Genomic DNA, 12,498 nt, shown 5'->3' with positions numbered 1-12,498 from the left:
CAGATGGATTGGCAGGCGTTAGGCTTATCGATCAAATTGAGCACTGTAACCGTGCTCATACTGATCCCTTTCGCTATCTGGGTAGGGCGCTTGTTGGCCTATCATCAATTTCGCGGCAAATCTTGGGTCGAAGCCTTGATCATGGTGCCTTTGGTGTTACCGCCTACCGTTATCGGCTATTACTTGCTGGTGGGACTTGGCAGTCAGTCTTGGTTAGGCCAGTTGCTACAAAATGTGCTTGGCCAGCAGTTAGTATTCCACTTTTCTGGGTTGGTGGTCGCCTCGGTGTTAGTCAATATTCCGTTTGCTATTCAGCCCATTCAACGTGCCTTTGAGGCAGTACCCGAAGAGGTGCGTGACGCTGCAGCGTGTTGTGGTATGAGTCCGTTTAAAGCGTTAACCAAAATTGAGCTGCCCCTCGTATGGCCTGGTGTGCTGACCGCCTTAGTACTCTGTTTTTCGCATGTATTGGGTGAATTTGGGGTGGTATTGATGATGGGCGGCAACATTGCCGGTGAAACTAAGACCATCGCCATCTCGATTTATGACAGCGTACAAGCCTTCGATTTTGCCAGTGCAGGGCAGATGTCGTTGGTATTACTGCTGTTTGCGGTTACGGCACTAGCGCTGACCACCAGTCTGTCACGCCGCTTAGGAGGCTTAAGTGTCTCAAGACGTCGCTGATCTGTATTGCAGGGTTAATCAAACCCAAGAGATAGTGCTCGATGCCGAGTTTACCTGCCGTGCTGGAGAAGTGTTGGCGGTAGTGGGGCCATCGGGAGGCGGTAAGTCGACGCTACTGCGGATGATCGCCGGATTAGCCAAGCCTCAAGCGGGTGAGATCCGCTACGGTGAGCGTCAGTGGTTTAATAGCCAGCAGGGCGATTACCTTACTCCGCAGCAGCGTCATTTAGGCTATGTGCCGCAACACTTTGGTTTGTTTCCCAATATGACGGCGCTCGAAAATGTGGTGGCGGCGCTCGATCATATCCCCAAGGACGAGCGCGTTACTCGAGCCAAAGATTGGTTAGAGCGAGTCAATTTACATGGCCTGCCTGACCGACTCCCCGCTAATTTGTCGGGTGGCCAGCGTCAACGGGTCGCTTTAGCACGCGCCTTAGCGCGTCAGCCTTCGGTATTGCTGCTTGATGAGCCTTTTTCTGCGGTCGATCGCGAAACCCGCGAGCGCCTGTATCTTGAGTTAGCGAGGCTTAAAGAGCAGTTAGCGATTCCGGTGATTATGGTCACTCATGATCTCAATGAAGCCCTGTTGCTCGCCGATAGCATGATTTTAATCAGCCAAGGCGTGTTGTTACAACAAGGCGCTCCCAGAGACGTACTCACCCGGCCACGTAATGAAGCGGTGGCAAAGCAGATGGGACTGCGCAATGTGTTTGATGCCGAGGTGGTGGCGCAAGAAGAAGCGCGGCAGATCACTTGGTTGAAGTTTGGTGATCACCTCATCGCCAGCAGTTATTTTGACAGCCTAGATATTGGCTCCACGGTGCGTTGGGTGATCCCCAATCAAGGTATTCGGTTTAACTCCATCACCAAAGGACGCCTGTGTCGCAGCTTTAATAAGTTGATTATCACTGTGGAGTCGACCTTGGCGATGGGCGAAACCATGCGCATTGTTGCCAGTATCAAGGGCGTAAAGCATAGCCTTAACGCAGAGGTGCCGTTACATTTGGCGCAAAAGCTTGCCCTAGCCCCTGGGGTTGAGACTGAGGTGGCACTGAAATCAGAGCTTATCCATATCCTAGAAATCTGTGCTGCAGGCTAACTCGCCCTAGTCGATTGTATGATCAATCATTAATCTTTGTTCCATCTCTTTTCCATCATAGGGGCTCTACAATTCGCTTATTGAGATAAGTGCGGTATAGGAGCAAATATGACTAGAAAATTAACGGGTTCATTAATATTAGCTTGTGTATTGACCTTGCCTAGCGTGGTGGCCTATAGCTATGCCAGCCCATCTGCGGTGCAGACGGCAGCAGAAGCGGCTAAGGCTAGACCTGATACTCCCGTTGCGCTCACAGGACACCTGATAAAGAGCCTAGGGGAGGAAAATACCTGTTTAAAGACCAGAGTGGTGAGGTAGAAGTCGAAATCGACAATGCCTTATGGCGTGATATTGAGGTGTTAACCAACACCACTGTTACCCTAAAAGGTGAGGTGGATGATGAATGGCAAGGGGTTGAGATTGCAATTGATGAAATCGATCTCCTAGCAGATTAACGCTAGCCCGCAGCTTGTTGCTGGGGTTAAGATACCGATATTAAACATTTTATGGAGGAGTTATGGCTCGTTGGTTAATCAGCTTAGTGCTGTTATCTAGTGTCAGTGTTGCTGGGTTTGCCAGCGCGAACTCGACAGTTCTGGAGTTACTATCAGATAGCCAGAGTCTGACCCCGCAGCAGATCATTGCGCAAGCGGAGAAAAGCTACCGTGGGATTATCTCAGAATTTGATATCGATGTGGTTAATGGTGAGCTGATCTATGAAGTGAGTATGATCAACACCCAAGCCGATACCGTGACAGAATTTGAATTTTGGGCTAAAGATGGCAAGCTTATTAGGCAGAAAGTGGCAACCTTAGAGGCCGACGATCGTGACGAACTGAAAGCTGTGCGCCTGATGCAGGATATGGATCTGGAGTTTTCACAGTTGCTTAAAACAGCCATGGGCGATAGCACGGCACATATTGTCGAAGCACAACTCGATCATGACTTAGGGATCAGTTACTTAGAGCTTAAATTAATTGATCAATATGGCAAACGTCGCTTGGCGTTTGATATTGAAAATCAGCGGCCTTTGCCCCTACTTAAGTGGGATTAACTTAATGAAAATATTGCTCGTAGAAGATGACGCTACCACCATCGATTATGTGGTGAAAGGCTTTACCGAACAAGGGCACAATATTGAAACCGCAAGCGATGGCCATCAAGGTCTGCTGCTTGCGACGAGTATGCAATACGATCTGATTATTTTAGACCGCATGCTACCCCAGCTTGACGGACTCAAGGTATTAGCCGCGCTACGAGCAACGGGTAATCAAACCCCTGTGCTGATCTTATCGGCCCTTAGCCACGTGGATGAGCGAGTTAAGGGCCTTAGAGCTGGTGGCGACGATTACATGACCAAGCCGTTTGCTTTTTCGGAGCTATTAGTGCGTGCAGAAAAACTGATGCAACGAGGCAACTCGGCGCCTGCGCACACCGAATTAGCCGTCGGCAATTTGGTGATGGAGCTGCTAACGCGTAAAGTGACCTTGGCAGGCCATGAGATCCCGCTGCAACCCAAAGAGTTTCAATTGCTTAAGTACTTGATGGAACATCCTAATCAGGTGATCAGTCGTACCTTGCTGTTTGAAGCGGTATGGGACTATCACTTTGATCCGCGCACTAATGTGATTGATGTGCATATAGCTAAGCTGCGTCGCAAGTTTGAAGAGCTTGGCTTTGGTGAACTAATCGAAACCGTTCGAGGGGCTGGTTATCGCCTACGTCAAGGGCATTAAGCCCTACCAGAGTAGTGCCTGGCGGATCACTATCATCTTTTCGGGCTTAGTGACCCTGATCATTGGCACCTTGCTATTTGGTATGTATCGCCAGCTGATTAACGAGCAAGAGCTGCAAACCAATCAACATTTAGCGGCAGAAAAACAGCGCTATCAACAGATGGCGCTGACGCTCGATAGACGCAGTTTTGCGACTCAAATTCGTACCGCCGACCCCAAAACTGCCCTAGTGGTGTGGCGCAGCTCGCTCGATCTAGTCGGGGCCTTGAGCCTCATGCCCGATGACATGCCTATCTTGCCTGAAACCCGAGAGTTTCCTATTTTGGCGGGAGGGGCAGACAAGCTGCATATTCTAACGGGTGGCTTAGTTATCACCCGTTATGGCCCTGTGTTAATTGCCACGCGAACCGACCAGTTAGCGACCTTAATCGAGCGATTTGTGAACGCGGCGATCACCGCTCTGATGTTGACCATTGTATTAACTTTAGCCTTAGGTTACCTGTTTTCTAAGGCGATCCTACGCCGCTTAGTGCAGTACAATCGTTTAAGCCGCCGTATCGAAAAAGGGGAATACTCGACACGGTTACCCGTGAGTTGGCGTCAAGATGAATTCGACATGCTGGCGGTAAAATTTAATGGCGTATTAGATACTCTAGAGAACAACCTTAACGCGGTGCGAGGGGCTACCGACAATATCGCTCACGATTTGCGCACTCCGCTGTCACATCTGCGCATGGGGATAGAACAGCTGCCCAATAAGTCGGTAGATGAACTCGGTGAAGCCTGCGCAATCTTAACCGAGGAACTCGACGATTGTTTAGCCACCTTCGATGCCATGTTGTCATTAACCCGTATCGAAGAGGGGCAACAAATTCTCGAACTGCAGCCCCTAAGCCTACAAGCCCTGTGTGGCGACTTGTATGAGATGGCAGATGCAATGGCGGAGCTTAACGAGCAAACATTGTCGCTGCAAACCGCTGACGATTATACGGTGATGGGCGATAAATACTTGTTGTTCCAAGCTTTATTTAATCTGGTCGATAACGCGATTAAGTATGCAGGCCAAGGCGCCAGTGTGCAGATAGTGCAGCGTGGAAACCAAGTACAAATTATCGATAATGGCCCGGGTATTCCGCCTGAGGCGACCGAAAAGGTGTTTGATCGCTTAGTACGGCTCGATCCCAGCCGTCACCATAAAGGCACCGGGTTAGGATTATCGCTAGTGAAAGCCATTTTACAGCGTCATAATGCGCGCATTACTCTCAGTGACAATCAACCTGGGTTGATTGTCACCATTGAATTTTCCTAACCTACATAGGTCCACATGTATCAGATCATCGCCGATGAAGCCGATTTTTTAGTGATCGATAAGTCACCCAAGGTGCATTTTCACAGCCAAGATGGTAGCGCGGGCGTGATGGCGCAGATTGAGCAAGATTTAGCAATTAAGCTCTACTCTGTACATCGGCTCGATACCATGACCTCTGGGCTATTGTTGTTTGCTAAAAGCAGCCAAGCCGCGGCCCGTTTTACGGCGATGTTTACCACGCACCAAGTTCAGAAATATTACCTCGCGCTGGCGAAGGGAAAACCCAAGAAGAAGCAGGGCAGCATCATAGGTGATATGGCAAAGTCGCGCCGTAGCATGTATAAATTACTACGTAGCATTGAAAATCCAGCGGTGACGCAGTTTTTTTCGCAGTCAGTTGCCGAAGGGCTGCGGCTCTATTTGCTTAAGCCTTTAAGTGGTAAGACCCACCAATTACGCGTGGCGTTAGCCAGTCTCGGTGTGCCTATTTTAGGGGACGAACTTTATGGTGGTGCGCCCGCGGATAGGGGGTATTTACACGCCTATGGATTACATTTCGAGTGGTCAGGACAAATGTACTCTTACTTAGTGACGCCGACATCGGGTGAGTGGTTTGGTCATGAGGCCATTGAGCGTCAATTACACACATGGGCTGAGCCTGAGTTGTTGGCTTGGCCAAAGCAAAAGTGATGACATAAGGAAGCGGCTAAAATGGATACAAATAAATTATTACTGGTGATTATTGCCATCTTATTGCCCCCGGTTGCGGTATTTTTAAAAAGCGGTGTCGGTAAAGATCTGCTGATCAATATCATTTTATGTTTGCTGTTTTTTGTCCCCGGATTGCTGCATGCACTCTGGGTTGTGACTAAATGATAAGCAGATGATTAAAACAAAAGCATAGTTAAGGCTGTGCTTTTTTGTGGGCGAATTTTAGTAATGCCTTTTCTTTACTGTATGATTTAAAATGATTTAATATTTGAGTTTACTTAATAGTTTGAGATATATCACACAACTACGCTAGTAGATGCTTGCTTTAAAAATGTACTGACGTGGCGCTGCAGGCTCACAAATAGCCATTTTTGGGGTATACTCGCCGCCATGAATAGAAAGAAAAAAATCAATCAAACCCTAAAAGCTAAGGCGAAGAAAGCGAACGCTAAGCTTCATCACACAGGTAAGCCTAAATATATTTCGAAGGCTGAACGTGAGCGTTTAGCGGTTGAGATTGAACATTCATCCGAAAATGCGTCTTAGCACTAAGCGCATAAATTTACCCAATTTCATTTTCCAGTCACTGAGATAATTACCCATTGTTAACTTGTTCGGATGCGTTGCAGAATGACTCTGTTGGCGTCTCTGGATAGCGCGTGGCGTTTAAACGATTATGCTTAATCAATCGTTACCGCACTAAATGGGATTGTTTTAACCGCCAGACTCATTTTGTTATGAGCCCGGCGCATAGGGTGAGGCCGCGATAGACGCTGTAGTATCGGTCGTTGCGGACGGTTTTGCCGAAATAGGAGTGTTATGAATACTGTTTATTCTGTTGGAGAGTTAGAGTCGTTTCTGGTGGCCATTTTAGTGCTGTTTATCGGTCACTCGGTCAATCGTCATGTGCCTGTATTTAAAAAATATAATATCCCAGAGCCCATAGTTGGCGGTTTAATTATCGCTGCGATTATCGCCATACTGCATTTTAATCAGATCTCGTTAGAGTTTACGCTGTCGATGCAAAACACCTTGATGATGATGTTTTTTGCCACAGTGGGTTTAGCGGCAAGTTACAAATTATTGATGAAAGGCGGTACTAAGGTCTTTCTCTTTTTAGGTATCGCCTCTCTTTATATTGTGATTCAAAATGCGGTGGGAGTTGGCATGGCTTCCGCATTAGGGCTAGAACCTCTAATGGGCTTAATTGCAGGGTCAATTACCCTGTCGGGGGGCCATGGTACAGGCGCCGCTTGGGCGCAAACCTTCTCTAACAATTATGGTATCAATACCCTTGAGTTTGCGATGGCTGCAGCCACGTTTGGGCTCGTGATGGGCGGTATTATTGGTGGCCCCGTTGCGCAGCGACTCATCAATAAACATGGCCTAGTTTCCTCTTATGGCGTGGGGGGCAACCATCATAAAGATCACCCAGATTTGGTGACTTATGATCAATTAGAAGAAGACCGAGTTACCGCTAAGAGCATTCTTGAGGTGTTGTTTATTTTGCTGCTCTGTGTGGGCGGTGCTAAGTGGTTTAGCTCGTTGGTGAGTATGTTCGAACTCAGCTGGTTACGGATGCCAGACTTTGTTTATGCGCTGTTTTTTGGCGTGATGATCACCAATATCACCGAGCTATCGCGTGGCTATAAAATTAATAGCGAAAGCGTGGATGTAATTGGTACCGTGTCTTTATCGCTGTTTTTGTCTATGGCATTGATGAACTTAAAGCTGTGGGAAATTTTTGACCTCGCGGTGCCGCTATTGATTATTTTACTCATTCAAACGGTAGTGTTGGCGCTATTTGCCTACTTTGTTACCTTTAAACTGATGGGCAGTAATTATGATGCCGCAGTGATGGCAGGTGGCCACTGTGGTTTTGGTATGGGGGCGACGCCAACCGCAGTGATGAATATGGGGGCATTAGTCTCGAGAACCGGGCCTTCGCCACAAGCCTTTATGGTGGTGCCCATTGTGGGTGCTTTCTTTATCGATATCGTCAATGTGGTTATTTTAAAAGGCTACTTGAGCTTTATCATGTAAGCACTTAGTGGTGTAAGCATTAGCATGGCGCGCCATGTTGCTCGCTTTGCTTAAACGACCTAACGACACACGGCACTTACTTAAGTAAGTGCCGTGTGTCGTTAAGCAAGCAGTAAGTGGGTGGCTTCAGTGCAGCGCCGGAATGAAATAGAGGCTGTTACTGTAGACCTTTTGCGCGTCGAGCCAGCTATTTCTAAACAGTAGGTTATCGGTTAGCGCCACTATCGCTCCCTTACCATGGCGTTCAACTCGAATGGCTGGTGTTTGGCTCAAGCTGCGTTGATATTCCTTTGCCAGATAGCCATCCAGTAGCGGTTCATCAGCGTAATTCGCGGCGGTGGTAAAGGCGCTTGAACCGGCGAGTAATCCCAGTGGCTTATTCTTGAGTATCGGCAGAGTGCTGCCTTGTAGGCCGAAATTAATCGGGTGAGAGGTATCAAGAGCCAGTGCCAGTATGGCTCCGCCAATCGCTTGGCGTGCCTGTAGTGTCGCTTGCTCTTCAAAGCGCATGCCATCAGTGGCAAATAGCTGTTCAAATGCGCGTGGATTTCTCACATCACTCTTTAATAAGTTGCCTTTGCTTAGCCAGCTTAAGGCCCCCTTTTGCGCCACGATCACCCCGCCATTATTAACAAACTGCCCCAGTTTACGGGCGAGCTTTTCATCGACATTTTGATAGCTGCCATCGGCAAGAAACAGATGGGTGTATCGGTTAAGGGGCAGACTCGGCAAGCGAGACACATCCACTTGAGTGAGCGGCGCCGCCAAATGTTGATCCATAAAATACCCTAGCTCACCCACTTCTGACGCCGAGGTACCATAACCTGTGATCACCACAGCTTTGATTGGCGCAATAGGGTGAAAATCAGGACTGCCTAAATCGATACCTGATAACGCGCGGCTACTGGTAACCGTGGCCATGGTGAGCCGATGGTGAGTGGCGAGCGAAATAAGCAGTTCTTTTAATGGTGCGCTCGCCATGGTTTGACGACCTAGGGCGATTTGCAATGTGCCGGCGGTAAAATCGCTCTCACCAGTTGCGGTCATGATACTGAATGGTTTGGCGGCAAATTTTACTTTAACCCCATGACTAAGGAGCTGCTGTAGTACGGTCGCCGCATGATGTTGTCGCCAATCAATGAGCACGGCTACGCTGTCAGCAGCAATGCTTAGTGGCGCGTCAAGCGGGCGCTGGCTGCTGAGTGTATCCACATCTAGGCTGACATCGCGGGCCAGTTGTAAATGATAGGCGTAGGTGAAGTTCCAACTGGAGACATCATAAAAGGTGGCATCGTCGAATTCGGTGCGTTGATCAAATAGTGCCAGTAGTAGACTTTTTTGCGGCTGATTAATCGGGATAAATAGGCTATCGCGCGGCGCGTAATCATGGCGTCCTTGGCGCAGACCTTCTCGCAGGTAAAAAAATAGGATCTGATGCTGCTGTAACACCTGGGCTAAGTCATCGCGCCGGCCCGGATCGTGACTCGTGCTGATCAATAAGCCGCTTTCGCGCCCCGAAGGCTGATGCTTATCCTTACGTTGATAAAAGCGTGTTTGAAACTGTTGTAACTCTTGTTTAAGCGCTAACGCGCCTTTAAGGCTGGAAAACGACGTCGCCACTTGGTTTGCAATCGCCTGTTCAAAAACCAGCATGCCATTGTCAGATTCCTGTTGCTGTCCACGTACACTGGCCTGCTCAAACAGCATCCCGACAGAGCCGTTGATATCAGGGTAGGTTGAGCCTTTACCATAGTAAAAGTCATCAAACATTTGTTGGCTAAAATAGGGTTGCTGCCGTGTATCGAGCGCCTTGGCATGGTAAGCGGCTAGTTTAAGGGTCAGTTGTTGATTTTCTTCTGGGGTCAGCGGATGAGTGCGTTTAGGCACTCCAGGTTGAAAGAAGTAACTTTGGTTGTGGCCCATTTCATGAAAGTCGCCAACATAGTGGGGTTGCCAGCGATGAAACAGGGCGATGCGTGCGCGCGTCTCCGGATGGCGCAAGAACAGCCAGTCACGATTAAGGTCGGCAAAATAATGATTTGAACGCCCAGCGGGCCAATTTTGTTGATGTTCATTATGGTTGCCATCACTGTTTTTTACTTTGCCAGTGTAGTTATTGGCCCAAGTAGAAAAGCGGTCTAAACCATCAGGGTTTTGGGTTGGGGTAATGAGTACCACAGCGTTATCGAGCAAGTCGATAACCCAAGGCTCTTGGCTACTACTGAGCTGATGGCTCACAGTTAATGCGGCATGCGCACCACTGGCTTCGTCACCATGAATGCTATAGGCCAACCAGATGATCAAGGGCCCCGTTTGTGGCTGGCCGCTTTTAACTTGTGCGCGCTGAGCCATGATCTGTTTAAGATTGGCTTGGTTTGCTGCCGAGGTGATCACCGCCGTGAGTTGTGAGCGGGCTTCATGGCTGTTGCCAGTCGACTCGAGGCTAACCCGAGGGCTTTGGCGTGCTAACTGCTTGAGGTAGAAGTTTATTTGGTCGTGCCGTAGATGCCAGCTGCCTAGTGGATAACCTAAAAACTGGCTCGGTGATTCGATGGCCGAGGTTGTTGCTGTAGCAGATGTGGCGGTAGTCACATTTTGATTAATCGATACTGCTTGAGCAATCAGTGGCGTAAAAAACAGCAGCAGTAGGCAGAGTCGCAGCATCATTAGAGTCTTTATTATTGTATATAAAGGTTAAATTAACAGCTCGCTGAAATCGTTACCATAGCCAGTAGTCACTTTATACGACACTTTTTAGACAAAAAATTACTGACTAATCGCCATAGGGGCTACAAAGCTGATAGGAGTCGGAGTATCATAGCGGTAATTCTTACTAAAACACTCGGGTTTAACCTGACGGAGCATGTCTTAATGATCACCATTTCCGATGCAGCTCAGGCACATTTTGTAAAGCTACTCGCTGATCAGCCTGAAGGAACTCATATTCGCGTATTTGTTATCAGCCCTGGTACTCCATCGGCAGAGTGCGGCGTGTCTTATTGCCCACCCGATGCCGTTGAAGCCGATGATATCGAGCTAGAGTTTAATGGTTTTCATGCCATGGTTGATGAAAAGAGCGCTCCTTTTCTGGAAGATGCTTCAATTGATTTCGTCACCGATCAACTCGGTTCGCAACTGACGCTCAAAGCGCCTAATGCTAAGATGCGTAAAGTCGATAATGATGCGCCATTGAAAGAGCGTATCGAGTACGTGATTCAATCTGAAATCAATCCACAGCTGGCTAGCCATGGTGGTAACATCATGCTGGTTGAAATCGATGCCGCAGGCGTTGCTGTACTCCAATTTGGTGGTGGATGTAACGGTTGTTCTATGGTTGATGTGACTCTGAAGGATGGTATCGAGAAGCAACTACTTGATATGTTCCCAGGCGAATTGACTGGCGTACGTGATGTGACAGAGCATGAGCATGGCGACCATTCATACCAGTAATCTTATTGGATGAATTCTGCTTGTTGCAGGATGACGTTTATTACGGGATGACTTAGGTCATCCCGTTTTATTTTGTCGCCAATGGTGCATCACCATCCTATGGGGGCGCTAGGCCTGCATTAATCTGGTTTTTAAACGATAGTGATAATGCCATGCAAGGGTGACACTTCTGGCAAGCATAAACACACTCATCGCGGCCCATAAGGCATGATTACCACTGTCTTGCAGTAGCCACCATGTGGGAAAAAACACGCCAAAGGTCGACAATATCATGCTATTACGCATGGTGGCACCTTCGGCTGCGCCAATATAAACACCATCAAACAGGTAAGATCCAAACGCCAAAAACGGCATAAATATCACCCAAATTAGGTACTCTTGTGCCACTTGCTGCACCGCATCAATACTGGTGAGCAGGGTAATGAATTGTCCGCCTAATGTGGCAAAGCATAATACAAATATCAGGGCAGCGATGGCTGACCATAGGGTGGCTAATGTCACCGCCCCTGACATTCGCTGTGGATTGTGTTCGCCAAAGGCCCGCCCCACTTCAGCCTCGGCGTAGTAGGCTATACCATCTAAGGCATAGGAAATTAACAATAATAGGTTGAGTAATACCGCATTGGCCGCGACGGTATTGTCGCCTAAGCTGGCGCCTTCGAAGGTCATAAAGGCAAAAGTGAGTTGTAAGCAGAGGCTACGAATAAAGATATCGCGATTGAGTCCCAAGAGTTTGTGGTAGCTGCGAAGTGATAATTGGCGACATAAAGTGAGTAGGTGAAAGCCACCCTGTCTGGCTATCACTCGGGACACCATGGTCGCCGCTACCGCAAAGCCCGTGATATCGGCAAATACCGATGCCCATGCCGCACCCTGTACGCCCCAATCGAATGCGATAACAAATAACAGATCCAATAAAATATTGGTACAATTGGCTGCGATCAGTTGCCACATGGCGGCTTTGGGTTGTTGCCTTCCGAGGAGCCACCCCAGCATGGCTAAGTTCATCAGCGCAAAGGGAGTCGACCAGATCCGTATATGAAAGTAAGCCTGGCTGTAATAGCGTACCTCGGCGCTCGCATCAGATAGTGATAGTGCCAAGGTCATAATAGGCGACTGAAATAAGATAGCCGCAGCCCCCAGTAACAGGGCTAAACTGGCCGATTGCAACAACAGTCGATATTGCGCTTGCGTGTCGCCAGCCCCAAAGGCCTGTGCCACCAAACCTGTGGTAGACATGCGCAGAAACCCCAGTACCCATAAGAGCAAAGTAATAAGGGTTGAGCCGACAGCAACACCCCCTAAATAATAAGCGTTACTCAGATGTCCCACCACGGCCGTATCGACTAAGCCTAATAAGGGCACGGTAATGTTTGACAGAATCATGGGCAAAGCAAGTGCAAGCAAATGCCTGTTTTTCTGTTTATCTAACAGTAAATTAACTAGGGACATAGATTCTCAGAGGT

The 12,498-nt window shown here is 48.4% G+C and carries 14 protein-coding genes; 12 read left to right on the top strand and 2 right to left on the bottom strand.

Annotated elements, in window-relative coordinates; all coding sequences use genetic code 11:
- Positions 1–3 precede the first annotated feature (3 nt).
- From modB to gltS, 11 genes are all read left to right on the top strand, one after another.
- Positions 4–684: a molybdate ABC transporter permease subunit gene (gene modB / locus AC5YB1_RS01065; RefSeq protein WP_475515463.1), complete on the top strand. Its 681-nt coding sequence runs from the start codon at positions 4–6 to the stop codon at positions 682–684.
- Positions 665–1,783 (top strand): ABC transporter ATP-binding protein, encoded by a 1,119-nt coding sequence (locus tag AC5YB1_RS01060; protein WP_494520386.1) that lies wholly within the window; start codon positions 665–667, stop codon positions 1,781–1,783. Before modB ends, AC5YB1_RS01060 begins: the two co-directional genes overlap by 20 nt.
- 108 nt (positions 1,784–1,891) lie before the next feature.
- Positions 1,892–2,101, top strand: coding sequence for a hypothetical protein (locus tag AC5YB1_RS01055; protein ID WP_494520385.1), 210 nt, complete (start codon positions 1,892–1,894; stop codon positions 2,099–2,101).
- Positions 2,074–2,238, top strand: a complete 165-nt coding sequence (locus AC5YB1_RS01050; protein WP_494521554.1) for a NirD/YgiW/YdeI family stress tolerance protein — start codon at positions 2,074–2,076, stop codon at positions 2,236–2,238. Before AC5YB1_RS01055 ends, AC5YB1_RS01050 begins: the two co-directional genes overlap by 28 nt.
- 62 nt (positions 2,239–2,300) lie before the next feature.
- Positions 2,301–2,837, top strand: a complete 537-nt coding sequence (locus tag AC5YB1_RS01045; protein ID WP_494520384.1) for a PepSY domain-containing protein — start codon at positions 2,301–2,303, stop codon at positions 2,835–2,837.
- A gap of 4 nt (positions 2,838–2,841) precedes the next feature.
- A complete protein-coding gene (locus AC5YB1_RS01040; protein ID WP_475515467.1) occupies positions 2,842–3,519 on the top strand; it encodes a response regulator transcription factor in 678 nt (225 codons plus the stop codon).
- Between the two features lie 49 nt (positions 3,520–3,568).
- Positions 3,569–4,828, top strand: a complete 1,260-nt coding sequence (locus tag AC5YB1_RS01035; protein ID WP_494520383.1) for a sensor histidine kinase — start codon at positions 3,569–3,571, stop codon at positions 4,826–4,828.
- Between the two features lie 15 nt (positions 4,829–4,843).
- Positions 4,844–5,518 (top strand): TIGR01621 family pseudouridine synthase, encoded by a 675-nt coding sequence (locus tag AC5YB1_RS01030; RefSeq protein ID WP_494520382.1) that lies wholly within the window; start codon positions 4,844–4,846, stop codon positions 5,516–5,518.
- 21 nt (positions 5,519–5,539) lie between these two features.
- The gene (locus AC5YB1_RS01025; RefSeq protein ID WP_494520381.1) at positions 5,540–5,704 is read left to right on the top strand and encodes a YqaE/Pmp3 family membrane protein; all 165 of its coding nucleotides are present in this window, start codon (positions 5,540–5,542) and stop codon (positions 5,702–5,704) included.
- 225 nt (positions 5,705–5,929) lie between these two features.
- Positions 5,930–6,085 (top strand): DUF2986 domain-containing protein, encoded by a 156-nt coding sequence (locus AC5YB1_RS01020; RefSeq protein ID WP_110458832.1) that lies wholly within the window; start codon positions 5,930–5,932, stop codon positions 6,083–6,085.
- Between the two features lie 273 nt (positions 6,086–6,358).
- Positions 6,359–7,582 (top strand): sodium/glutamate symporter, encoded by a 1,224-nt coding sequence (gene gltS, locus AC5YB1_RS01015; protein ID WP_494520380.1) that lies wholly within the window; start codon positions 6,359–6,361, stop codon positions 7,580–7,582.
- 126 nt (positions 7,583–7,708) lie between these two features.
- Here the strand turns inward: gltS and AC5YB1_RS01010 are convergent, their stop codons facing one another.
- The gene (locus AC5YB1_RS01010; RefSeq protein ID WP_494520379.1) at positions 7,709–10,249 is read right to left on the bottom strand and encodes a M14 family zinc carboxypeptidase; all 2,541 of its coding nucleotides are present in this window, start codon (positions 10,247–10,249) and stop codon (positions 7,709–7,711) included.
- A gap of 204 nt (positions 10,250–10,453) precedes the next feature.
- Here AC5YB1_RS01010 and nfuA point away from each other — a divergent pair, with 204 nt between their 5' ends.
- Positions 10,454–11,032: a Fe-S biogenesis protein NfuA gene (gene nfuA, locus AC5YB1_RS01005; protein ID WP_475515473.1), complete on the top strand. Its 579-nt coding sequence runs from the start codon at positions 10,454–10,456 to the stop codon at positions 11,030–11,032.
- 108 nt (positions 11,033–11,140) lie between these two features.
- Here nfuA and AC5YB1_RS01000 read toward each other — a convergent pair whose 3' ends face one another.
- Complete coding sequence (locus AC5YB1_RS01000) at positions 11,141–12,484, bottom strand: MATE family efflux transporter (protein ID WP_494520378.1); 1,344 nt, start codon at positions 12,482–12,484, stop codon at positions 11,141–11,143.
- Positions 12,485–12,498: the final 14 nt, after the last annotated feature.

The sequence above is a fragment of the Shewanella sp. 433 genome (assembly GCF_059338565.1).
The sequence above is the reverse complement of the archived record's forward strand: the minus strand, read 5'-3'. Positions and strand labels throughout refer to the sequence as shown.